A 22,628-nucleotide genomic window follows, 5' to 3' on the forward strand; every position below is an offset into this window, starting at 1 on the left:
CCAGGAGGTCCTGGCCCCACAGATCCGTAGATGATTAGGCAAGGAGCCACTTCCATGCGGGAACAACGTGTACCACACCGTGCTCGCATGGAATATCGGCCTGCTCATCCATGGTAACGATTGCCGACTCACCAAGATCGAACTGGGCCATCGAGGCATCAAGCGCGGCAATTTCGCGCTCGCGCGTTTTCTCACTTGCCATCTCCACACTAACCTGGATCAGGCTATAAGCCCGCATGAGAAGTGCGTCCCCAGCCACAAAGTCCACCTCATGGCTTTTGCTCTTCTCTTTGATCAGCAGGCGGCAGACCGATCCGATCCTCACCGCGGGAGTCCTTCTTCTTAGCGCGTTGAACACTGCGGTCTCGAGCCTCTGGCCCTGGTCCAATGCCGATGCGGGAGAGAATGCTCCAAACATCGCGGGATCGACAGCGTAGACCTTAGACGCAGACCGCATGTTATTTGCCAGTGAACGCGTGAACTCCGGCACGGAGAACAGCAGGTAGGCATCCTCATAATACTCAAGTAAGTCGCTGAGCGAATTACGACTGACGGGTATCTGCCTGCTCTTGAACTCGTTGTACACTTTGTTCACCGACAGCTCTCGTCCCGAAGATGCCATACACCGCGTTAGGAACAGCGATGCCAGGCGAGGGTTCTTGACGTCGTAACGCTCAATGACGTCCATAGCGACCGTTCGCGAAGCATATTCCTGTAGCAGCTGAATCGCGTCTGTGGGCGTCTGCTCAAGCGTCGCGATGAATCCCCCTCGTTCAAGATATCCGATCAGATGGTGTCGAAGCAGCGCTGCATCGCTTGGGGAAAAGGTCGCATCTGGCTCGAAAACGCTCCCCGTCTTATATCGAACGTATTCCGAAAAGCTCAACGGAAAAAGCTCTCGTATAAGAGAACGACCCCTGAACTCGCTCTTAAGTTCTGAGGACAGCATCTTAGAAGAAGATCCCGTCACATAGACGGTCGCTTTCTCCGTATCGACTACACGCCGCAAAAACGCACCCCATTCGGGAATTTCCTGGATCTCATCAAAGAAAATGTAAGCGCCCTCGGTTCGAGCAGCAGGATGCAGCGCATAGAACGTGTCGAGCACGTCCGCCAGCAGCGATGGCTCATACGGGCGCAAGCGCTCGTCCTCAAAATTAAAGTAAAGCATCCGGTCAAGCTCGACGCCCCGGCCCCGAAGCCGCAGCATCTCCTGATACAGGCGATACGTCTTTCCACAACGGCGGGCCCCCACAACCACATTTACGATGTTGTCGCGCTTTGGCTCCTGTGGGTTTCCCAGATCAAGGTCTCGCTCAAAGACCTGTGGAACCCCCTGCTGTTCAAAGTCCTTTATTTTCTGGGCGATCAAGTCGTTGAATGCCATGATTCTCCAATCTTGCTCTCTAGCTAATCAAAATTATACTGATTCTTGATTAGTAAAAGAGCAAGATTACGTGCAACTTGATTAATAGAAAATCAAGTTTTACTGTTGCCGAGCATCAAGGTCCAAGACTAGCAGCCCGCGACACCCAAATTAGCTACTTAACGCCAGGGGTCAGCTTCGAAGAGAGGTTCGCGCTCGGGGCGGCGATCGCTGTAGGGATCGTAGCCGTCGTCGTCCTCGTTCTCGGCACGGATGTAGGGGTCGCGCGGCTTGGGTACCGGCTTAGGCGCAGGCTTGGGTGTGGCGGGTGCGGCATCGGTCGCCGGCGCGCTTGTCTTATTCTTGTCTATCATCTGCATATCTCCTCGCCATGTACTCATGCTCAACATCATCGATTGTCGCACGAAAAAGGGCGGCGGACCCATTGGATCCGCCGCCCTTGGCGTTTAGAGACGGCTGGTAGATTTTAAGGCATGTCCCGAAAATCTACTCGGCGTCGGGGACCTCGTATGTGGCCGTCGGCGTGTTGTCGCACACGACGGTAAAGCCGCCGTCCTTGTCGACATCGACCGTCACCTGATCGCCCTCGCGCACCGTGCCGTCGATGATGGCGGCGGCGATGGCGTCCACGACCTCGCGCTGGACCAGGCGCTTGAGCGGACGGGCACCGAACACGGGGTCCAGGCCGCCCACGGCGAGCATCTGCTTGGCCGCCGGGGTGATGGCAAGCGTCATGCGCTCGTTGGCCAGGCGTGCGCGGACGTCGGCAAGCTGGATGTCGACGATCTTCTCGATCTGCGCCATGCCGAGCGGATGGAACACCACGATATCGTCGATACGGTTGAGGAACTCGGGGCGGAAGGTCTGAGCCATGGCCGCGTCAACCTGATGGCGCATCTCCTCCTCGTCCTTACCCGAAAGCTCGACGATGGCCTTGGAACCCACGTTGCTCGTCATGATGATAATCGTGTTCTTGAAGGACACCTGGCGGCCCTGGCCATCGGTCAGACGGCCATCGTCGAGCACCTGCAGCAGCACATTGAACACGTCCGGGTGAGCCTTCTCCATCTCGTCGAGCAAGATCACGGAGTATGGACGACGGCGCACGGCCTCGGTGAGCTGGCCGCCCTCGTCGTAACCCACGTATCCCGGGGGCGCACCGATCAGACGCTGGACGCTGAACTTCTCCATATACTCGGACATGTCGATGCGCACGAGCGCGCGCTCGTCATCGAACAGGCACTCGGCCAGCGCCTTGGCGAGCTCGGTCTTGCCCACGCCGGTGGGGCCCAGGAAGAAGAAGCTGCCGATGGGCTTGTCCGGATCGGAGAGGCCCGCACGGCTACGGCGCACAGCTGCGGCGACGGCGGAGACAGCCTCGTCCTGGCCAATGACGCGCTTATGCAGCTCGCCCTCCAGGCCTTTCAGCTTGTCGAGTTCGCCCTGCATCATCTTGGAGACGGGCACGCCGGTCCAGGCGCTCACGACCTCGGCGATCTCGTCGGAGGTCACCTGCTCGTTGAGGCCCTCGCCGTTCTGCTCCTTTTGCGCCTCGAGCGCGGCCTCGGAATCCTGAATCTGCTGCTGCAGACCCGGAATCACGGAGTAGCGCAGCTCGGACGCGCGGCCCAGATCGCCGTTGCGCGTCGCGCGTTCCTCTTCGATCTTGGCCTCATCGAGCTGGCCTTTGAGCTCCTGAACATGATCGATGGCGTTCTTTTGGTTGAGCCATCCGGCCTTTTGCACGTTGAGCTTTTCCTGGACCTCGGCAATCTCCTGGCGCAGGGCGTCCAGACGCTCCTTGGAGGCATCGTCGGTCTCCTTCATGAGCGCCTGCTCCTCGATCTGCAGCTGGGTGAGCTGGCGCGTGGTGGCGTCAATCTCGACCGGCATGCTGTCGAGCTCCATGCGCAGGCGGCTTGCGGCCTCATCGACCAGGTCGATGGCCTTGTCGGGCAGGAAACGATCGGCGATGTAGCGATCGGAGAGGTCGGCGGCGGCCACGAGCGCGCTATCGGTGATGTGCACGCCGTGGAAAATCTCGTACTTCTCCTTCAGACCACGCAGAATCGAAATGGTGTCCTCGACGGTAGGCTCGCTCACCATTACGGTCTGGAAACGACGGGCGAGCGCCGCGTCCTTCTCGATGTACTTACGGTACTCGTCGAGCGTGGTCGCGCCGATCGCGTGCAGGTCGCCGCGGGCGAGCGCCGGCTTGAGGATGTTACCGGCGTCCATGGAGCCCTCGGTAGCGCCCGCGCCCACGATGGTGTGGAGCTCATCGATGAACAGGATGACCTTACCCTCGGACTTCTGCACCTCCTTGAGCACGGCCTTCAAGCGGTCCTCGAACTCGCCGCGGTACTTGGCGCCGGCGACCAGCGCGCTCATGTCGAGCTCGATGAGGTCGCGGTCGCGCAGGGTGCTCGGCACGTCGCCGGCCACGATACGCTGGGCGATGCCCTCGACGATGGCCGTCTTGCCGACGCCCGGCTCGCCGATGAGCACGGGATTGTTCTTGGTGCGGCGGGACAGAACCTGGATGGTACGGCGAATCTCGTCGGTACGACCGATGACCGGGTCGAGCTTGCCGGCACGGGCGAGGTCGCAGATGTTGCGGCCGTACTGCTCCAGCGCTTCAAACTGGGTCTTGTCCTCGGCAGACGTCACGCGGTCATCGCCGCGCAGCTCCTCGTAGACCTGCTCGATACGCTCCTTGGTAACGCCGGCGTCGCGCAGCACGCGACCCGCCTCGCCCTTGTCCTCGGCAAGCGCCATCAGCAGATGCTCGGTCACCACAAAGCTGTCGCCCATCTTGGTGGCCTTCTTCTCGGCCTTTTCGATCACGCGGACGAGCTCGTTGGACAGGCCCATCTGCTGGCCTTCGCCCGAAACCTTGGGCGCGCGGTCGATGGCGTCCTGGGTGGAGCGCGCAAGCTGGGCCGGGTCGGCACCGATGCGCTCGATGATCACGGAGATATTGCGCTCACCGGCACCGAGCAGGGCAGACAGCAGGTGAATCGGCTCCACCGCGCCGGCCTGCGCGTCGGCGGCCGTGCTCATGGCGGTCTGTAACGCCTCGCGCGACGTCATTGCTAGCTTATCGATTCTCATGGAATCACCTCTCTTGGGGCGGCCGCCCTACGGGGCGGCTTCACGTTGTTCGAGAAGTATTGTTGCCAGCTTTACGCGATCTTATACACAAATCTAAGTCTCTGTATATAAGATTTTCTGAGTGATTAATGGATAGGGTACTGAGATGTCAGCCCGCCGCTGCCCAGGCGCACTACCGTCTCGATCTGTAACATCTAGCAGCCATTTTTAATCCTAGATGTTACAGATCGAGACGAAATGACCAGCGGCAACAGTTTGTCTCAATCTGTAACATCTACTCGGCAAATTAGGGTCTAACTGTTACAGATCGAGACAAACCGAGAACCACCGCAAAGGGGACAGGCGCCTTTGTGGTGGTTCTCAGTTTCGACGGCCAGCTGTCACACGTTATGAGATTAAAATTGAATCGTTAGCTGAGATTATTCATTTGTCATCGAGCTTGTCTGCTCTTTGTCTCGAGGAGCGCATATGAAGCCGTCTCATCCCACCGGTCGCAACGTCATCGCCATTCTCGCCGTACCCATCGTGATGCTCTTCCTTATCGTCATCACGCCCTTTTCCCTTGGTATCACCTCGCCCTTCGATTTATGCGGAATGGTCGACGCTGGCTCGCGTGCCACCTCGCTCTCCTTTATCTGTCGCGGCGTGTTTTACCAAGATGGAATTCCCACCGGAATTTGGCGGTCACAGTTACCGCTGCTCGGAACGATTGATGGATGCTTCCCCCATTTCAGCCTTGAACCTCAGCCGATAAACTATTTGATCGACGACCAGCCGCTTTCCTCCGTCACCCTCGTCTACGACTACATGCCAAACACCGACGAGCGCCACATGAACCAAGTCCTTGACAAGCTACTTGGGCAGTGCGGGCTCACCGAGGAGGCCGGTCGAACCATCGATAGCGACCAGCAATTAAAGCGAACAGAACTCCGCCGTGTCGGAAAAATCAAAGGGCGAAGTGGGGCCGCCTACTGGCAGGCCTGGGCAATACGCGACAAGAGCGAATTCGGACACAGCACCTATATGATCACCGTCTACACCAGAGACGGAATCAAGGACAATGTTGACGATTTCGCGTCATCCAAACTCGGCATCCCCAAAACAACCAAGACTCCCGGCTTGGATGAAATCCTGTAGGGACGCCCATTAACATGCCGCTCAACGATCACAACAACATCGAGCTAGTCCCCACCACCACAAAGGTGCCTGTCCCCTTTGTGGTGGTTTTCGACAAAAAGAAGCCGCCCCAATAAAAAGAGGCGGCATCAAGCAAGTCTATTTATTAGCGTCCCTCAAGACCCAACGAGAGCGCGGAAATGTAGCCCGGGGCTTTTCCTTTCCCGAACGCGACCCTCGCGATACGCGTGAGCGGGCGCGAAAGGGTAAGCCCCGGGCGGACAATTAAGTGCGTTATTCGGCAGCGGCCTTGAACTTGTTGTAGTTGATCAGGCAGCCGGCCTTGACGATGGCACGCTCCTCTGCCGTCATATCGGCAATGTAGAGCTCAATCTGCTCGACCGCACCGTCGGCACGCACCACGTAGGCGGCGATGTCCTTTAGGTCGCCATCGAGCGCGGCGCGGATACCCGGCACAAAGACGTAGTCGCCCACCTCAAAGTTGGGCTCGGCCTCCATCTGGAAGGGCACCATGCCCCAGTTCATCACGTTGGAGCGATAGCGCTTGGTGGCGTACTCGTGGACGATGTTGGCCAGACCGCCGATCACGCGCTGGCAGCTCGCGGCCTGCTCGCGGGCGCTGCCGTCGCCGGGCTTCTTGGCGTAAATCATGGAACCGAACTCGGTCGCCTTGGCATCGGCCGCGACACCCGCGCCGGCCAGCGCCTCAAACACACCGGCAAGCTCGACATCGAGCACCGACAGGTCACCCGCGGACTCGCCGGCAACGCGACGCTTCTCCACAGCGTCAACCTCCTTGGAGCGGCCCACGTAGGCAGGGTCGCGGCGGCTGAGCGTAAACTCGGCCAGGCCCAGCGGGTTGGAGCGGAAGGAGCTCGTCTCGCCCGAGGGAATGAGCTCGTCGGTCGTGGTGACCGGGTCCATGATCTTGGAGCACACCTTGAGCAGGATGTCGTCGCCGAGCGGCTCCATCGCAGGCCACGGCTTGATATTGGGGCCTTCGACCAGCTCGTCGGCAGGCTCCGCCTTGCCAAAGCCCCAGTACACGCGCTTCTTGTAGGGAGCGTCGTCGAAGGTGTACTCGCAGGCCTCGTCCCAAGTCTCCTCGGGCAGATCGGTCGCCGGCGTCAGGACGCCGCCGTTGGCAGCCGTCGCCGCAATGGAGCGGGCGTCCATCAGGGCCACGGCACTCAGCTGGCCATTGCCCGGCTTGGAACCCTCGCGGTTGGGGAAGTTGCGCGTGGTGTGGCGGATCGAAAGGCCGTTGTTGGCAGGCGTGTCGCCGGCACCAAAGCACGGGCCGCAGAACGCCGTGCGCACAATCGCGCCAGCCTCCATAAGGTCGTAGATATAGCCGCGGCGTGTAAGCTCGAGCGCCACGGGCTGGCTCGTGGGATAGACCGACAGCGAGAACTCGCCGCAGCCGGTGTTGGCGCCCTTGAGCACGCGGGCAGCCTGGACCACGGAGTCGTAGTTGCCGCCCGAGCAGCCGGCGATAACGCCCTGCTGCACGTGCAGCTTGCCGTCGACGATCTTGTCGAGCAGGCTAAAGTGCGTCTTGCCCTCGCCGATCTTAGCGGCCTCGAGCTCCACCTCGTGAAGGATGTCCCCGAGGTTCTCGTTGAGCTCGTCAATCTCAAAGCCGTTGGAAGGATGGAACGGCAGGGCGATCATGGGCTTGATGCTCGACAGGTCGACCTCGACGCAACCGTCGTAGTAGGCGACATCGGCGGGCTTGAGCTCGCGGTAGTCGTCGCCGCGGCCGTGCATGGTTAAAAACGCGTGCGTGTCCTCGTCGGTTGCCCAGATGCTCGACAGGCAGGTGGTCTCGGTGGTCATGACGTCGACGCCGTTGCGATAGTCAGTCGTCATGCTCGCGATGCCGGGGCCCACGAACTCCATGACCTTGTTCTTGACGTAGCCCTTGGCAAAGACGGCGCGGATGATGGCGAGCGCCACGTCGTGCGGGCCGACGCCGGGGCGCGGGGCGCCCGTGAGGTAGATGGCGACGACGCCGGGATAGGCGACGTCATAGGTGTCGCGCAGCAGCTGCTTGGCCAGCTCGCCGCCGCCCTCGCCCACGGCCATGGTGCCCAGGGCGCCGTAGCGGGTGTGCGAGTCCGAACCCAGAATCATCTTGCCACAACCGGCGAAGTTCTCGCGCATAAAGGAGTGGATGACCGCGATGTGCGGCGGGACGAAGATGCCGCCGTACTTCTTGGCCGCAGAGAGGCCAAAGACGTGATCGTCCTCGTTGATGGTGCCGCCCACAGCGCACAGCGAGTTATGGCAGTTGGTAAGCACGTAGGGCAGCGGGAACTGCTCCATGCCCGAGGCACGCGCAGTCTGGATGATGCCGACGAAGGTGATGTCGTGGCTCGCCATGGCGTCGAAGCGAATCTTGAGCGCCTCGGGGTCGCCGGACGTATTGTGTGCCTGAAGGATCGAATACGCGATGGTGCCACGCTTGGCATCCTTGGGCGTCTGCGTAATACCGCGCTCAGCAGCCTCGGCCGCAGGCACAACCTCGCTGCCACGGCGCAGGTAGATGCCGTCCTCGTACAGCTTGACCATACTGTCTCCCACTCTGCCCAAAAGATTTGGGCGCATAGCATACATTCGTTCAATATCGTGCCATAGAACGGTTGCGAGTGGGCTACGAATCTGCGCGTTCACTTTATCTCAGTAAAGCATAGGGCGAGCAGGGGACGGGAAGGCGGGTTTGGCGCAAGGAGTGTCCCCAAATGCCGGCAGAAAAGGAACGTCCCCAAGTGCCGAAATGGCGAGAGTGGATAATCTCCCACTTTGAGCCTGCACATAGGCCCAAAACGGGAGATTATCCACTCTCATTCTGTGGGCACTCATTTAAGTACGTCCCCAATGAGTGCCCGGCGGCGCCGGCGGAACTACAGGTCGCCGCCCGTGCCCAGTAACTTGCGCATGACTTGCTCGGGGTTGACCGAGCCATCGCGCGGGGCCAGTGCGGTGATCTTCTTCTGCATCTTGTACTCGTGCAGCTCGTCCTCGAGCTGGCGCACGCGGGCGCGGAGCTTCTCGTTTTCGCGCTCGCGCTCCTCGGCACGCTCCTTCATATCGAGAATGCGCACCACGCCGGCAAGGTTGATGCCCTCATCGGTCAGCTGGTTGATGAGCTCCAGGCGCTCGATATCGGCACGCGAATACAGGCGCGTGTTGCCGCCCGAGCGCTGGGGGTTCACCAGGCCCTTGGACTCGTAGACGCGCAGAGTCTGCGGGTGCATGCCGGTCAGCTCAGCCGCCACGCTGATCATGTACAGCGGTTTGTTCCTATTGTCATCGGCCATGCTACCTGACCCCTTTCCGTTTCGCACGTCTACATCATAAGCCCGCGGACGCGGGCGGGCACACAGGCGCCCTAGTACGTCGCCTTGTAACGGTTGACCTTCTCGCGATAGTCGCGCGTGTCGGCCTCGCGCAGTTTGGTCATCGCGTCGCGCTCGTCATCGGATAGGTTCGTGGGAACCTGCACCCTGATCTCGACGAGCAGCGCACCCGTGCGGCCACGGTGCTTAACGTCGGGCGCGCCCATTTCCTTAAAGCGGAACTTCTTGCCCGTCTGGGTACCCGCGGGCACCTTCAGACGAACCGTCGCGCCACCGGGCGTGGGCACGTCCACCGTGCAGCCGAGTGCCGCCTCGTAGACCGAAATCGGCACCTCCATGGTCACATCGGCGCCCTTGCGCTTAAACAGCGGGTGCTCCTCCACGTGCGTGGTCACGACCAGGTCGCCGCGCTCGCCACCGGCGACGCCGTACTCGCCGCGACGCTTGTAGCGCAGCTTGCCGCCATCCACGGCGCCCGCGGGAACCGAGACCGTAATGGTCTGCTGCTCGCCCGTCGAGGGAATGCGGTAGGTGACCTTGTGCGTCACGCCGCGAAACGCGTCCTCGGCCGTTACGTCGACAGTCAGCGACAGGTCGCCGCCCTTGCGCGCGCGACTGCGGCCCGCGCCGGCACCGGCATTACCCGCAGCCCCAGCAAAGCCAGAGCCCCAATCGCTGCCCCAGGCGCCGTTGCCGCTAAAGATGCTGTCGAAGATATCGCCCCAGCCGCTCGCACCGGCGCCGGCACCGTAGCCGCCGCCGTACGCGCCGCCCGCGCCCGGCATGCCGCCGAACATGAGCATCTGGTCGTACTCTTTGCGCTTTTTCTCGTCCGAAAGCGTCTCGTAGGCCTCGCTGATCTCCTTGAACTTGGCCTCGTCACCGCCGGCATCGGGGTGATATTTTTGCGCGAGCTTGCGAAACGCGCTCTTGATCTCTTTGTCGGAGGCGCTCTTGGATACGCCCAGGATGTCATAGAAGGTTTTGCCTGCAGCCATCGTAGCTCCTCTCCTGTTTCATCCACCGTCCAGCGGGCGGCGGCTCATGCTTTCATATGGCACTAGGCCAGAAAGGGCCCCGGGTGTTGCCCCGGGGCCCTTCTCAATTACTCCTCGGTGCTCTCGGCCGTGTCGGCCGCAGCATCCTCGGGCGCCGCTTCGGGCTCCGGTGCGGGGCGCTTCTCGCCACCGTAGGTCACCGTCACCATCGCGGAACGCAGGATGCGGTCCGCCATGCGGTAGCCCTTCTGGTACACGTCGTTGACGGTCTCGTCGTACTGCGACGCGTCCTCGACGCGACCCACGGCCTGGTGCTCGAGCGGATCGAACGCCTCGCCCTTGGGGTCGATGGGCTCAACGCCCTCGTGCGCAAACACATCGAGCAGCTTGGCATGCACCGCATCGACGCCGTCGACGAACTGCTTAAAGTCGTCGGCAAGCTCCTGGCTGCGGGCATGGTCGATCGCGCGCTCGATATCGTCGACCACCGGCAGCAGCGCGGTTACGAGCTTTTCGGTCGCGCGCTCGCGCTCGGCGATGCGCTCGTTGGCGGTGCGACGACGGAAGTTCTCCCAGTCGGCCTGCAGACGGGCGGTGCGCTCGGTGGCGTCCTTTGCCTTGTCCTCGGCGGCCTTCTGAGCCTCTGCCGCAGCATCGAGCTCATGACGAACGTCGGCAAGCTCCTTCTGGGCCTGCTCGAACTTGAGCTTAAAGTCGTTGTCGGCGGCTTCCTCACCGGCGCGGATAGCGGCTTCCACCATCTCGTCCTCGGTCATCGTCGCCTCCTTGTTGGAATCCTCTACCTGGTTCTCGGCAGCCTCGGCGGCCGGGGCCTCGTTGGCCTCGGTATCGTCTACGGCCTCTACGGGAATCTTCACGTCCTTCTCCTCAGAGTCAACGGGGGCGGCGCTGGCGGCAGCCGCCTCCGTGCGAGCTTTACGGGCGGACATGATTACTTGTCCTCGTCGTCTACAACCTCGTAGTCGGCGTCGACCACATCGTCGTCGGTCTGGGCGCCGGCGGCACCGTCGGTCTGCTGCTGAGCGTCGGCGTAGACAACCTGAGCCAGCTCGTAGGCCACGGACTGCAGGGACTCGCCAGCGGCCTTGATGGCCTCGACGTCAGAGCCCTCGAGCGCCTTCTTGGCGTCGGCGATAGCGGCCTCGGCCTTGGACTTCACATCGGCGGAAACCTTGTCGCCCAGCTCGTTGAGGGTCTGCTCGGTGGAGTAGCACAGGCTGTCGGTCTGGTTGCGGACCTCGACCTCTTCCTTCTGCTTCTTGTCCTCCTCGGCATGAGCCTCGGCGTCCTTGACCATACGATCGACTTCGTCGTCGGAAAGCGCGGTAGAGCCGGAGATGGTGATCTGCTGCTCCTTGCCGGTGCCCTTGTCCTTAGCGGAGACCTTGACGATGCCGTTGGCGTCGATGTCGAAGGTGACCTCGATCTGCGGCACGCCGCGACGGGCAGCCGGGATACCGGTCAGCTGGAACTTACCAAGCGACTTGTTGTCGCGGGCAAGCTCGCGCTCGCCCTGGAGCACGTTGATCTCGACGCTGGTCTGGTTGTCGGCAGCGGTGGAGTAGACCTCGGTCTTGGATGTCGGGATCGTGGTGTTGCGGTCGATCATCTTGGTCATGATGCCGCCCATGGTCTCGACACCCAGCGACAGCGGGGTAACGTCGAGCAGCAGGATGCCCTCGACGTCGCCGGTGAGCACGCCACCCTGGACGGCAGCGCCGTCGGCAACGACCTCGTCGGGGTTCACGGACATGTTGGGCTGCTTGCCGGTCATGGTCTTGACGAGCTCCTGGACGGCGGGCATACGGGTGGAGCCGCCGACGAGGATGACCTCGGTCAGATCGGAGAGCTTGAGCTTAGCGTCGCGCAGGGCGTTGGTGACAGGCTGCTTGCAGCGCTCGAGCAGGTCGCGGGTGATCTTCTCGAACTCGGCGCGGGTCAGCGTGTAGTTGAGGTGCAGCGGACCGGACTGGTTCATGGTGATGAACGGCAGGTTGATGGTGGACTGCTGGGCGGCGGAGAGCTCCTTCTTGGCGTTCTCGGCGGCCTCCTTCAGACGCTGCAGGGCCATGGGGTCCTGACGCAGGTCGACACCGTTCTCCTGCTGGAACTTGTCGGCCATCCAGTCGATGACGCGCTGATCCCAGTCGTCGCCGCCCAGGTGGTTGTCGCCCGAGGTGGACAGAACCTCAAACACGCCGTCGGCGAGGTCGAGGATGGAGACGTCGAAGGTGCCGCCGCCCAGGTCGAAGACCAGAATGCGCTGGTCGGAACCCTGCTTGTCCAGGCCATAGGCCAGAGCAGCAGCGGTCGGCTCGTTAACGATACGCTTGACGTTGAGGCCGGCGATCTTACCGGCGTCCTTGGTGGCCTGACGCTGGGCGTCGTTGAAGTAGGCCGGGACGGTGATGACGGCGTCGGTGACGGTCTCGCCCAGATACTTCTCGGCGTCGGCCTTCATCTTTGCGAGCACCATGGCGCTCACCTGCTCGGCGGTGTAATCCTTGCCCTCGATGTCGACGACGGCACGGCCGCCCTGACCCTCCTTAACCTCATACGGCACGGTCTTGAGCTCGGAGGTGCACTCGGAGTACTTACGGCCCATGAAGCGCTTGATGGAGAACACGGTGTTCTTGGGGTTGGTGACAGCCTGGTTCTTAGCGGCCTTACCCACGACGCGGTCGCCGTCGGCACGGAAGCCCACGACGGACGGGGTAGTGCGGTCGCCCTCGGCGTTCACGATAATGGTCGGAGAACCGCCCTCGAGGACGGCCATAGCGGAGTTAGTAGTACCAAGGTCGATACCAAGAATCTTGCCCATTAGAAATTCCCTCTCTCTTGTGCGTTTGCGCCGCCTCGGCGGTCTGTCGCGCGGTGCTTCGGCTTGTCTTTCAGGATGTAGTGTATCCCCTTATGGGCCGGAATATACAAAATCTAAGTCAATTCATATAAGATTTCTTATTGCTCAGAGTTTAGGTTCGCAAAATTGCAGGCAGAAGCGCTATTTGAGTTCTCGGCAAATCTATTGAGATCTATGTAGAGATGGCTGAGGTTTGGGTCCCGGAGCTCCGCATGTCATTTCTAGCCCGTCCACAAATGGCAGGATACTTGCTCAATCGCTCAATATTTTGAGTCACCTTTAGCTAACATTTGCGCAGCTCGGCGACCCCACCTGCGTGTTTTTTAGTAAGCCGCGGCATACTCGGCGAACGGTATGAAGATGCCGGCCAGAGGGTATTGCAAACGGTCGCTCCCGTGGTATGTTTTTGCCCGAATCAAACCGACGCGCATCGCCTGTAGCGTCGGTCAACAGAGAGGAAACTACCATGGCTCATCCCGTAATTGATGCCGACGAGTGCATCGCTTGTGGCGTTTGCGTCGACTCCTGCCCCGCTGGCGTTCTGGAGCTCCAGGACGTCGCTACCGTCGCTGACGAGGACTCCTGCGTCGCCTGCGGCGCTTGCCAGGACGCTTGCCCCGCTGGCGCGATCACCGAGATCGTCGAGGAGTAACAACTCCCCCACTTGCACACTCAAAAGTACACCGTGCACAATAAGGAGGCCTCCGCATCGCCGCGGAGGCCTCCTTATTTTGTTTGTGCGGATAACTAATTTGGCACCGCCGCAGGTTGAGCATAAGTCAGCGAAAACGCCCCTAAGCGAGCAAGGTGACGTGAAAGAGGAGGGAAGCGTACTTTGGTACGCGACCGACGATTGAACGTCAGATTGCCGCTTAGGGGCGTTTGCAGCGTCGGCTACGATAGGTCGCCCTCGTAGGGCATAAGGTCTGCGAGGTAGCCTTTCTCCTTGAGCATAGTCTCGATCTCGTCGAGGGTCCGCTCGTCTTCCGCCGCGATGCGATGGAAGTGGTAGCCGCTCGTCACCGTCAGCAGCGGGAAACTCTTGCCGCTGGCAATACCCTCCAGATAGCGCTCGATATCGCGACGGTTGCGAATGTCCAGGTCGGCCGTGATCTTGCCATACACGCGGTGGTTGACAATCACGTTGAGCACGGCGCCGCCCGCGTCGACGATGCTCGTGAGCTCGTCACCCGCCTGCTCCACGCCATGGTGCACCTTGACCAGGCGCGTGGGCACCGCTGGGCTGCTCGGAGCCTCCTGCAGTACGTAGCCGCGATTGGTGGCAACGATGTCGTGCCCATCGGCACGCAGCAGGGCGATGTCCTGCACGACAACCTGGCGGCTCACACCCACCTCGCGCGCAAGCGCACCGCCCGATACGGGGCCTTTGGCTCCCTCGAGCACGCCCATGATGGCACGGCGACGCTCGCGGGCGTTCATTATTTACCGTCCAGCAGACGCAGGTGCTTAAGCGAGAGGTCGAGGATCGGCGCGGAGTGCGTCAGCGCTCCCGAGCTAATAAAGTCAACACCCAGGTCGGCCAGGGCGCGAATGTTGTCGGCGTCCACGTTGCCCGAGCACTCGGTCTTGGCGCGGCCGGCGATAAGCTCAATCGCGGCAGCCATGTCATCGTGGGTCATGTTGTCGAACATGATGATATCGGCACCGGCCTCCACGGCCTCGCGCACCATGTCCAGGTTCTCGCACTCGATCTCGACCGTCGTGGTAAACGATGCATGGGCGCGCGCCATCTCGATCGCACGCGTCACGCCGCCGGCGGCGTCGATGTGGTTGTCCTTGAGCATGACGGCCGTCGACAGGTTGTAGCGGTGGTTGCTGCCGCCGCCGATCTCGACCGCCGCCTTCTCAAACACGCGCATGCCCGGCGTGGTCTTGCGTGTGTCGACAAGCACGGTCTTGGTGCCCTCGAGCGCCGCGGCCATGCTGTGCGTGTAGGTAGCGATACCGCTCATGCGCTGCAGGTAGTTGAGTGCCACGCGTTCGCCCGAAAGCAGCACGCGCGCATCGCCGCGCACCTGGCCCACATGGTCGCCGGCGTGCACCTCGTCACCGTCGGCAACATCAAACAGCACCGAGCTCTGCGAATCCAGCAGCTCAAAGGTGCGGGCAAACACATCCAAGCCGGCGATGATGCCGTCGGCCTTGGCGATAAGCTCAACGGTAGCGGGACGCGCTGTGGGGCACACGCTCGCCGTGCTCACGTCCTCAAACGTAATGTCCTCGCGCAGAGCCTGCAGAATCAGATCATCGACGACGAGCTTCATGGTAATGGGATTCATGGTCTACTCCTCCACGGCCTGCGTGCCGGCGGCACGGGCCAAATCATCGATTGCCAGGGTGTCGGCGCTCAGAGCGCGATGGCGGCCATCGAGCGCGGGTTCGCCCGCCTGCTCCACGGCCAGCGACTTGCCGGTGCGCATGTACCACGCAGCGCGGCGACCCCAGACCAGCGCCTCGAGCAGGCTGTTGGAAGCCAGGCGATTCTTGCCGTGAACGCCGTTGCAGGCTGTCTCGCCCGCGGCATAGAGCTCGGGCATCGAGGTGCGGCCGTCCTTATCGACCCACACGCCGCCCATAAAGTAGTGCTGCGTGGGCGTGACGGGAATGGGCTCGTCCAAGATGTCGCGGCCGTCCTCCAGACAACGCGCGCGGATGTTGGCAAAGTGCCCGGTCACCACGTCGCGCTCGACGGGGGCAAAGCTCAGCCACTCGTGCTCGGTACCGTCGAGCTTCATCTGCTCGCGAATAGCGGCGGCGACCACATCGCGCGGCTGCAACTCGTCGGTAAAGCGCTCGCCGGAGGCGTTGAGCAAAATCGCGCCCTCGCCACGGCAGCTCTCGCTGATCAGGAAGGTGCGACCCGGCTGCGGCGAGAACAGCCCCGTGGGGTGGATCTGCACGTAGTCCAGGTGCTCCATCTTAATGCCATGCTCCTGAGCAATATAGCAGGCATCGCCGGTGAGCTGCGGGTAGTTGGTCGAGTGGTCGTATACGCCGCCGATGCCGCCCGTCGCCCACAGCGTGTGGCGGGCATGGATCTTAAACGGCTCGCCGGCATGCACGCCCTCGGTGGCATTTACCAGCTCGTCGGCGGGGCGGACCGAATCGCCCTCGTCCACGGCAACAGCGACGACACCAGTGCACACTGTGGCCCCATCGCGTTCGGCCGTCAGGATGTCAGTCATGGCCACGTGCTCAAAAATCTGCACGTTGTCCAGCTTGCGGACGGCCTGGAGCAGCTTGGTCGTGATCTCCTTGCCCGTAATGTCGGCATGGAAGGCGATGCGCGGGCGGCTGTGCGCGCCCTCGCGGGTAAAGTCGAGGCCGCCGTCGGCCTTGCGCTCAAAATCCACGCCCATGGCCAGCAGGTCGTTGATGACCGAGCGGCTCGAGCGGATCATGATGTCTACGCTCTCGCGGCGGTTCTCGTAGTGGCCGGCGTGCATGGTGTCCTCAAAGAAGGCATCGTAGTCCGAGCCCTCGGGCAGCACACAGATGCCGCCCTGAGCGAGCATCGAATCGCACTCGTCGACCGCGCCCTTGGAGAGCATGATCACGCGCGCACTCGTCGGCAGATTGAGGGCCGCGTACAGGCCTGCCACGCCGCAGCCGGCAATGACGACATCGCACTCCATGTCGGGGTATTGTTTGGTTTCCACAGGAATCCTCTCCCTTGTTAATGTGACATAAGGGACCGTCCCTCATGCCGCATTGTTCTAGCGCGCTGCGTACTCGAGCATGCGGTCGAGCGTGAGCTTGGCCTGTTCGGCGGCCTCGTCCGACACGCCGATCTGCACCTCGCCCTCGCCCGTCTCCAGGCAGCGCACGAGCTTTTCGAGCGTGATGAGATCCATGTTGACGCAGGTGGGCTGCACCGCGGGGAAGTAGAACTTCTTGCCGGTGCCCTGGCAGCGGCGCTCGAGCTCGTAGAGCACGCCGCGGACCGTCACGATGATGAACTCGCTCGCGTCCGACTCCTCGGCGTACTTGATGATGCCGGCGGTGGAGCCAATGTAGTCGGCCTCGGCAAGGACATCGGCCTTGCACTCGGGGTGCGCCAGCACGAGCGCGTCGGGATGCGCCTCTTGCGCATCGACGATCTGATCGACGGTGATGATATGGTGGCGCGGGCAGTAGCCGTTGTTGAGGATGACGTGCTTTTGCGGCACCTGCTCGGCTACAAAGCGGCCCAGGTTTTGATCGGGGATAAACAGGACGTGCTGCTGCGGCAGCTCGGACACGATCTTGACGGCGTTGGAGCTAGTGACGCACACGTCGCTCCAGCTCTTGATCTCGACCGTCGAGTTGACGTAGCAGACCACGGCCAGGTCGTCGCCATACTCGGCGCGGGCGGCGTCGACCGTCTCGCGCTTGACCATGTGAGCCATGGGGCAGTCCGCGCCTGGCTCGGGCAGCAGCACGGTCTTAGTGGGATTGAGCAGCTTGGCGCTCTCGCCCATAAACTCCACGCCGCACAGCACGATGGCCTGCTGCGGCAGGCTCTTGGCGAGCTTTGCCAGGTAGAAGCTGTCGCCGACGTAATCGGCTACGGCCTGCACCTCGGGCGCCACGTAATAGTGTGCCAAGATCACCGCGTCGCGTTGGGTTTTTAGTTGCCGAATGGCCTCGACGAGCTCTGCGGGCACCAATGCCGCGCGCTCCGTTGCCGTCGTTGCCGATGCTAGGCCGGCCGCGATATCGCGTGCAAGCTCCGATGCATCCATGTTCGCGCTCTGTGCCATCAAGGCCCCTCTCTTTTGGCGAATCTTGGGGCTTTAGTATGACACCTAGGTTTACAGCTGACAAGACAGCTGTAAACCTAGGTGTAAAGTTGAAATTAAAATTCAATGATGGACGTACCCGTGTCGCCCGTAATCGGGACTATGGGCCAACTAGACCGTTACAGCGGCGCGGCCGCCGGAGTCAGCTGCTTGATGTAGGCCCACATGCGCTGCTTAGCGGCCTTGTCGGTGAGTGCCGCCTCAAAGCCGTCGAGCGCGAGCACGCGGCGGCCCTGCACATGGGCGACCAGGCCGGGCTTGAGCATGGCGGTATCGAAGTCATCGATCGCCACGAGCATATCGGCGTAGGTCTCGCGCATGGCATCAGCCGCGTTGTTGTCGAGCAGTAGCACCGCCTCGGGGTCCAAGGCCTCAAGCGCCTCGCGGAACAGCTCGCACGGCAGAGTCTCGCCCACCGCGACCGCTCCGTCACCCGCGCCGGCGACGCTTGCCAGCACGCAAAAATCCTCGGGCGCGTAGCCGATGGCCCCAAGCGCCTTGCGCAACGCCGCGCCATCCGGGCCGGCGGCAAGCTCGCCACCCAAACGTTCGGCATCGTCCAAATCGCCTTTGACCAGTACGATCGGCGAGCACGCGTTGCCCGCGATACGCACGCCACGGATCGCAAGCGATGTGAGCTCCTGCTCAGCCGCCTGGGCGATGGCTTCTTTTTTCTGGCTTTGTGACGTGGACATGCGCTCTCCAATCGTTTGCGTGCCAACCATTATATAAAAGAGCCGCCTGCGAGTGGTTGCTTTGCGGGCGGCTGGGTATAAGCACGGTCGTACTGAGTTTTACGCGGCTGAGCCGCGTCACATTATGGAGGTCACCATGGCTGACATTAAGCAGATTACCCCCGAGAATTTCGATTCCGTCGTTAACGACAGCCTGCCCGTGCTGGTCGATTTTTGGGCACCGTGGTGCGGTCCCTGCCGCTCACTCTCGCCCATCGTTGACGAGGTTGCCGACGAGCTGGCGGGTAAGCTTGCCGTTGCCAAATGCAACGTCGACGACAACCAGGACCTGGCCATGAAGTATGGCGTCATGAGCATCCCCACGCTGATTGTGTTTAAGAACGGCGAGGAGATTGACCGCTCGGTCGGCGCGCTGCCCAAGGCGAGGCTGCAGGCGCTGCTGGAGAAGCACCTGTAATACGCTTGTTACATGTTGCCGTCTGTCTGCCGTCCATGAGCGCTTTTGCACCGCTCGCCGGAGATCCGGGTGCTGCGCCCGCGACCACGGATAGTATGGTAGTCACAAACAGCCCCCAGTGAACGGGTGCGGGTCGCATAGGCTCGTACCCGTTTTCTTATGCAGCTGCGCGCAGAGCGGGCGTAGTAAAATCTGAACCACTGAACTGCCCCATACAAAAGGAGATTTCCCATGCATGATGTTGGAATGAACATGAGCCAGCTTGCCATGAGCGTCAAGCAGGTCGACGACACCATCGAGCTCGCTCATGAGTGGAGCCATCAGTTGCTGCATGCGACCGAGAATTTTGACATGGAGCGCATCGGCACCAAGCTCGAGGCCGCCATGGCCGCGCTGCACGAGGCGCACGACGCACTCGAGGGCTACGAAGAGGCCATCGAGGCCGACCACAACTCCGTCGGCTCCGTGAAGCTGGTGTAAGGTGGCCGAACACGAGCACGGCTGCGGGTACGAGCACGTGCATCCGCACGGGGCGGACGGTGACGCGGGCTGCCACTGTAGTGGCTCCGGCTCCGAGCTGGTCCGCTTTTCGGTTACCGCACCCGACGACCTGCTGCGCCGTTTTGACGAGCAAATCGCACGCCGCGGCGACGTGGCCAACCGCTCCGAGGCGGTGCGCGACCTGATTCGCGCATCGATCGCCAAGGAGCAGATGCGCACGCCCAATGAGCATGTTATCGGGTCGCTCACCATGATCTACGACCATCACACCGGCGATCTGACGCGCCGTCTGGACGAGGTGCAGCACGACTACACCGACGAGATCGTATCGACCATGCACGTGCATCTGGATCACCACAACTGCTTGGAGATTCTGGCGCTTAAGGGTCGCGGCGAGCGCGTCTACGAGCTGGCCGACCGTCTGCTGGGCCTGCGCGGCGTTAAGCACGGCGAGCTCACGTGTGCCGCAACCAGGCAGAGCCTGGGGCTGTAGCGCACCTACCAAAAAGTGACAGGTTTGTTTTGGCAGATTTAGAAGTTTTACCTACCAAAATAAACCTGTCCCTTTTTGGTAGGTTTTGATGAGGGAAGGTCGCATGCGGCATGTGCATATTCATGTGACGGGCATTGTGCAGGGCGTTGGCATGCGGCCGTTTGTGTATCGCGAGGCCATGGCGCATGGCATTTGCGGATGGGTGCTCAATGCGGGCGACGGCGTGCATATCGAGGCGCACGCTCCGGTCGATGCGCTCGATGCTTTTGTTGCCGCGCTTTCTGAGCATGCGCCTGCGGCGGCTCGCGTGGAGCGTGTCTATATTGCGGATTTGGAGCCTGGCGACTGGAGCGCTGCCGATGAGCAGGGCTTTCGCATTGTGGCATCGCAAGATCAAACCGCTCACACCACGCTCATTTCGCCCGATATCGCCACCTGTGACGATTGCCTGCGTGAGCTGTTCGACCCCGCCGACCGGCGCTTTCACTATCCTTTTATCAACTGCACCAACTGCGGGCCGCGCTTTACCATCATCCGCTCGCTGCCCTATGACCGAGCGGCCACGTCGATGGATCACTTTCCTATGTGCCCCACCTGCGCCGCAGAGTATGCTGACCCGCTCGACCGGCGCTTTCATGCGCAGCCCGATGCCTGCTTTGAGTGCGGACCGCACATTACGTGGCGTGAGGCGGATCGCGGCGTGGTGCCAGCGGCCGTCGACGCAACGCCGGCTATCGGCTCCACGCGCGAGGCCAGCGATGCGATCATCGACCGCTGCACCGAGCTGCTGGCCGGCGGCGGCATCGTCGCCATCAAGGGCCTGGGCGGATTCCACTTGGCATGCGACGCCGCCAACGAACAAGCGGTGCGCGAACTGCGCCGTCGCAAGCGTCGCAGCAACAAGCCGCTTGCCGTCATGGTGCGCGGTCTTGCCGACGCCGAGTGTCTGTGTCATATCGATAGTGTTGAGCGCGACCTGCTGGCTGGCAGTGTTCGTCCCATTGTGCTGTTGCACCGCCGTGCAGCCGGCAACGACTCCCATGGCTCGCCCGACGCCATCGAGCTCGCGTCATCTGTCGCGCACGACTTGCCCGAGCTTGGCGTTATGCTCCCCTACACCCCGCTTCAGCATTTGCTGCTCGCCGCAACCGCGTCGCGCGGCATGCGCGCACTTGTCATGACCAGCGGAAACCTGAGCGAAGAGCCCATCGAGACCGACGACGATCTTGCCTGGGAACACCTCGTTGCCGCCGGCATCGCCGACGCGTTGCTCGGCAACGACCGCGCAATCCTCTCGCGCTACGACGACTCCGTGGTGCGCGTGGTCGACGGCGCCATTATGCCCATTCGCCGCGCTCGCGGATATGCACCCCAGCCGCTGCCGTTGCCGGCGCTCGACGGCGCTCCGTCCTGCGTGCTCGCCTGCGGGCCACAACAAAAGGCTACGATTGCGCTTACACGTGAAGGGACGAACGGCGAGGCTACCTGTTTTGTATCGCAGCATATCGGCGATGTTGAAAACGGCAAGACCTTCGATGCCTGGAACGCCGCGCGCACGCGCTTGGAAGATCTCTTTGACTTGGCGCCCGCCGCCTTGGTCTGCGATTTACACCCCAGCTATCTATCGAGCCAGTGGGCGCGCGAGCAGGCACGAAAATGCAATCAGTCGCTCGTCGAGGTGCAGCACCATCATGCGCATATCGCAAGCGTAATGGTCGAGGCTATCGCCGCGGCCCAGCTTACAACCGACGCGCGTGTCCTTGGCATCGCCTTTGACGGCACCGGCGCCGGCACCGATGGGACCATTTGGGGCGGCGAGTTTCTTGTCGCCGACCTTGCTGACTTTGAGCGCGCAGCGCATCTGCGCACTTGGGCCCTACCCGGTGGCGTAGCGTCCGTACGCGACGCTCGACGCAACGCCTTTGCCCTGCTCAGCGAACTTTGCCTACTCGAGCACCCAGGCACCGCTCGGCTTTTGGACAGCCTCGACGAGCAAACGCGCAGCGTGACAGCCACCATGATCGAGCGCGGTATCAACAGCCCGCGTACCAGCAGCATGGGGCGTCTCTTTGATGCCGCGGCAGCGATTCTGGGCATCTGCGACAAGGCAACCTACGAGGGCGAACCCGCCATAGAACTCGAATCCGCCGCCTGGCGCGCGCTTGACGGCGAAATCAGCCGTTTCGCTGGCAATCAGGCGGGCGTATCGGCATCCGTCTCAACGTCGCTGGACAGTTTGTTCAGATACGTATTAACTAATAACCCCCTATCTGGCATTTTTGCCTCAGATTTTGCCAAAAAAGGCTCTCCGGACACCCTATTTGCGACAAGCGCACCCGGCACAGGCCCCAAATCGACCCATTTTGAGTCCTCACAGACGACTTTTGCCACCCAGAGCCGCTCTAAAAAATACGTATCTGAACTAACTGTCCAGGCTGCCTCGGACAGCCCTTTCGTTCTGGACCCCAAGCCACTTTTTGAGGCACTTTTGAGCAGAATCGAGACCGGAGAATCCGCCGACCGGCTCGCGCTCGGGTTCCATATCGCCATCGCGCGCTCTTCGGCACGAATCGCACGCGAAATCTGCGCGCGCGAGGGCATCGATACCGTCGCGCTCTCGGGCGGCGTGTTCATGAACCGACTTTTGCTTCAGCTCCTTACCCACGAACTCAAAGACGTCGGTCTTGCCGTTTTGGTCCCCCACGCTGTACCCGTCAACGACGGCTGCATCGCCTACGGTCAGGCCGCCATCGCGCGCGCTCGCCTCGCGCAGACGGCGTTGCGATAGGCTGTTTTGCCAG

Annotated in this window: 19 protein-coding genes; 6 read left to right on the forward strand and 13 right to left on the reverse strand. The window is 61.7% G+C overall.

Annotated features, from left to right (window positions below):
- Positions 1 to 34: 34 nt before the first annotated feature.
- The 3 genes from DWZ22_RS08490 to clpB form a co-directional block, all read right to left on the reverse strand.
- Positions 35 to 1,387 carry an ATP-binding protein gene (locus tag DWZ22_RS08490; protein WP_118405908.1) on the reverse strand — a complete coding sequence of 451 codons (1,353 nt, stop codon included), beginning with the start codon at positions 1,385 to 1,387 and terminating at the stop codon, positions 35 to 37.
- Positions 1,388 to 1,545: 158 nt separating this feature from the next.
- On the reverse strand, positions 1,546 to 1,740 hold the full coding sequence (locus DWZ22_RS08495; RefSeq protein ID WP_233546479.1) for a hypothetical protein: 195 nt from the start codon (positions 1,738 to 1,740) through the stop codon (positions 1,546 to 1,548).
- Positions 1,741 to 1,873: 133 nt separating this feature from the next.
- A complete protein-coding gene (gene clpB / locus DWZ22_RS08500; RefSeq protein ID WP_118405909.1) occupies positions 1,874 to 4,501 on the reverse strand; it encodes an ATP-dependent chaperone ClpB in 2,628 nt (875 codons plus the stop codon).
- A 468-nt stretch (positions 4,502 to 4,969) separates the two neighbouring features.
- Here clpB and DWZ22_RS08505 point away from each other — a divergent pair, with 468 nt between their 5' ends.
- Positions 4,970 to 5,638, forward strand: a complete 669-nt coding sequence (locus tag DWZ22_RS08505; RefSeq protein WP_118405910.1) for a hypothetical protein — start codon at positions 4,970 to 4,972, stop codon at positions 5,636 to 5,638.
- Positions 5,639 to 5,911: 273 nt separating this feature from the next.
- Here the strand turns inward: DWZ22_RS08505 and DWZ22_RS08510 are convergent, their stop codons facing one another.
- The 5 genes from DWZ22_RS08510 to dnaK form a co-directional block, all read right to left on the reverse strand.
- Positions 5,912 to 8,212 carry a hydratase gene (locus DWZ22_RS08510; RefSeq protein WP_118405911.1) on the reverse strand — a complete coding sequence of 767 codons (2,301 nt, stop codon included), beginning with the start codon at positions 8,210 to 8,212 and terminating at the stop codon, positions 5,912 to 5,914.
- Positions 8,213 to 8,544: 332 nt separating this feature from the next.
- On the reverse strand, positions 8,545 to 8,961 hold the full coding sequence (locus DWZ22_RS08515) for a heat shock protein transcriptional repressor HspR (protein WP_118405912.1): 417 nt from the start codon (positions 8,959 to 8,961) through the stop codon (positions 8,545 to 8,547).
- A 71-nt stretch (positions 8,962 to 9,032) separates the two neighbouring features.
- The gene (locus DWZ22_RS08520) at positions 9,033 to 9,998 is read right to left on the reverse strand and encodes a DnaJ C-terminal domain-containing protein (protein ID WP_118273226.1); all 966 of its coding nucleotides are present in this window, start codon (positions 9,996 to 9,998) and stop codon (positions 9,033 to 9,035) included.
- Positions 9,999 to 10,105: 107 nt separating this feature from the next.
- Positions 10,106 to 10,948 (reverse strand): nucleotide exchange factor GrpE, encoded by an 843-nt coding sequence (locus DWZ22_RS08525; RefSeq protein WP_118405913.1) that lies wholly within the window; start codon positions 10,946 to 10,948, stop codon positions 10,106 to 10,108.
- A gap of 2 nt (positions 10,949 to 10,950) precedes the next feature.
- Positions 10,951 to 12,840, reverse strand: coding sequence for a molecular chaperone DnaK (gene dnaK / locus DWZ22_RS08530; protein WP_117793941.1), 1,890 nt, complete (start codon positions 12,838 to 12,840; stop codon positions 10,951 to 10,953).
- 505 nt (positions 12,841 to 13,345) lie between these two features.
- On the opposite strand from dnaK, the gene DWZ22_RS08535 reads away from it, so the two are divergent.
- Positions 13,346 to 13,531: a DUF362 domain-containing protein gene (locus tag DWZ22_RS08535; protein WP_006235216.1), complete on the forward strand. Its 186-nt coding sequence runs from the start codon at positions 13,346 to 13,348 to the stop codon at positions 13,529 to 13,531.
- 242 nt (positions 13,532 to 13,773) lie between these two features.
- Here the strand turns inward: DWZ22_RS08535 and DWZ22_RS08540 are convergent, their stop codons facing one another.
- From DWZ22_RS08540 to DWZ22_RS08560, 5 genes are all read right to left on the reverse strand, one after another.
- Positions 13,774 to 14,319 (reverse strand): transcription repressor NadR, encoded by a 546-nt coding sequence (locus tag DWZ22_RS08540; RefSeq protein ID WP_117763359.1) that lies wholly within the window; start codon positions 14,317 to 14,319, stop codon positions 13,774 to 13,776.
- Positions 14,319 to 15,179, reverse strand: a complete 861-nt coding sequence (gene nadC, locus DWZ22_RS08545; protein ID WP_117763358.1) for a carboxylating nicotinate-nucleotide diphosphorylase — start codon at positions 15,177 to 15,179, stop codon at positions 14,319 to 14,321. The genes DWZ22_RS08540 and nadC overlap by 1 nt, the downstream gene beginning before the upstream one ends.
- A gap of 3 nt (positions 15,180 to 15,182) precedes the next feature.
- Entirely contained in the window at positions 15,183 to 16,559 is a 1,377-nt protein-coding gene (locus DWZ22_RS08550) for an L-aspartate oxidase (RefSeq protein ID WP_233546480.1), read from the reverse strand.
- Between the two features lie 57 nt (positions 16,560 to 16,616).
- Positions 16,617 to 17,642 (reverse strand): quinolinate synthase NadA, encoded by a 1,026-nt coding sequence (gene nadA / locus DWZ22_RS08555; RefSeq protein ID WP_118405914.1) that lies wholly within the window; start codon positions 17,640 to 17,642, stop codon positions 16,617 to 16,619.
- A gap of 158 nt (positions 17,643 to 17,800) precedes the next feature.
- Entirely contained in the window at positions 17,801 to 18,376 is a 576-nt protein-coding gene (locus DWZ22_RS08560) for a hypothetical protein (RefSeq protein ID WP_118405915.1), read from the reverse strand.
- A 136-nt stretch (positions 18,377 to 18,512) separates the two neighbouring features.
- On the opposite strand from DWZ22_RS08560, the gene trxA reads away from it, so the two are divergent.
- The 4 genes from trxA (at position 18,513) to hypF (ending at position 22,615) form a co-directional block, all read left to right on the forward strand.
- The gene (gene trxA, locus DWZ22_RS08565) at positions 18,513 to 18,833 is read left to right on the forward strand and encodes a thioredoxin (protein WP_117735375.1); all 321 of its coding nucleotides are present in this window, start codon (positions 18,513 to 18,515) and stop codon (positions 18,831 to 18,833) included.
- A gap of 231 nt (positions 18,834 to 19,064) precedes the next feature.
- Positions 19,065 to 19,313 (forward strand): hypothetical protein, encoded by a 249-nt coding sequence (locus DWZ22_RS08570; RefSeq protein WP_118098164.1) that lies wholly within the window; start codon positions 19,065 to 19,067, stop codon positions 19,311 to 19,313.
- Between the two features lies 1 nt (position 19,314).
- Entirely contained in the window at positions 19,315 to 19,827 is a 513-nt protein-coding gene (nikR, locus tag DWZ22_RS08575; protein WP_233539312.1) for a nickel-responsive transcriptional regulator NikR, read from the forward strand.
- A 103-nt stretch (positions 19,828 to 19,930) separates the two neighbouring features.
- The gene (gene hypF, locus DWZ22_RS08580; RefSeq protein WP_118405916.1) at positions 19,931 to 22,615 is read left to right on the forward strand and encodes a carbamoyltransferase HypF; all 2,685 of its coding nucleotides are present in this window, start codon (positions 19,931 to 19,933) and stop codon (positions 22,613 to 22,615) included.
- Positions 22,616 to 22,628: the final 13 nt, after the last annotated feature.

Source organism: Collinsella sp. AF31-11 (assembly GCF_003475605.1).
Classification (GTDB): Bacteria; Actinomycetota; Coriobacteriia; order Coriobacteriales; family Coriobacteriaceae; genus Collinsella.

What these genes read in the sequence shown, in the direction of transcription:
- trxA (WP_117735375.1), top strand. Translation starts at nt 18,513, where the DNA reads ATGGCTGACATTAAGCAGATTACCCCCGAGAATTTCGATTCCGTCGTT.
- hypF (WP_118405916.1), top strand. Translation starts at nt 19,931, where the DNA reads ATGCGGCATGTGCATATTCATGTGACGGGCATTGTGCAGGGCGTTGGC.
- DWZ22_RS08560 (WP_118405915.1), bottom strand. Translation starts at nt 18,376, where the DNA reads ATGTCCACGTCACAAAGCCAGAAAAAAGAAGCCATCGCCCAGGCGGCT.
- DWZ22_RS08495 (WP_233546479.1), bottom strand. Translation starts at nt 1,740, where the DNA reads ATGATAGACAAGAATAAGACAAGCGCGCCGGCGACCGATGCCGCACCC.
- DWZ22_RS08570 (WP_118098164.1), top strand. Translation starts at nt 19,065, where the DNA reads ATGCATGATGTTGGAATGAACATGAGCCAGCTTGCCATGAGCGTCAAG.
- DWZ22_RS08515 (WP_118405912.1), bottom strand. Translation starts at nt 8,961, where the DNA reads ATGGCCGATGACAATAGGAACAAACCGCTGTACATGATCAGCGTGGCG.
- DWZ22_RS08510 (WP_118405911.1), bottom strand. Translation starts at nt 8,212, where the DNA reads ATGGTCAAGCTGTACGAGGACGGCATCTACCTGCGCCGTGGCAGCGAG.
- clpB (WP_118405909.1), bottom strand. Translation starts at nt 4,501, where the DNA reads ATGAGAATCGATAAGCTAGCAATGACGTCGCGCGAGGCGTTACAGACC.
- DWZ22_RS08490 (WP_118405908.1), bottom strand. Translation starts at nt 1,387, where the DNA reads ATGGCATTCAACGACTTGATCGCCCAGAAAATAAAGGACTTTGAACAG.
- dnaK (WP_117793941.1), bottom strand. Translation starts at nt 12,840, where the DNA reads ATGGGCAAGATTCTTGGTATCGACCTTGGTACTACTAACTCCGCTATG.
- DWZ22_RS08525 (WP_118405913.1), bottom strand. Translation starts at nt 10,948, where the DNA reads ATGTCCGCCCGTAAAGCTCGCACGGAGGCGGCTGCCGCCAGCGCCGCC.
- nadC (WP_117763358.1), bottom strand. Translation starts at nt 15,179, where the DNA reads ATGAATCCCATTACCATGAAGCTCGTCGTCGATGATCTGATTCTGCAG.
- DWZ22_RS08520 (WP_118273226.1), bottom strand. Translation starts at nt 9,998, where the DNA reads ATGGCTGCAGGCAAAACCTTCTATGACATCCTGGGCGTATCCAAGAGC.
- DWZ22_RS08535 (WP_006235216.1), top strand. Translation starts at nt 13,346, where the DNA reads ATGGCTCATCCCGTAATTGATGCCGACGAGTGCATCGCTTGTGGCGTT.
- DWZ22_RS08505 (WP_118405910.1), top strand. Translation starts at nt 4,970, where the DNA reads ATGAAGCCGTCTCATCCCACCGGTCGCAACGTCATCGCCATTCTCGCC.
- nadA (WP_118405914.1), bottom strand. Translation starts at nt 17,642, where the DNA reads ATGGCACAGAGCGCGAACATGGATGCATCGGAGCTTGCACGCGATATC.
- DWZ22_RS08540 (WP_117763359.1), bottom strand. Translation starts at nt 14,319, where the DNA reads ATGAACGCCCGCGAGCGTCGCCGTGCCATCATGGGCGTGCTCGAGGGA.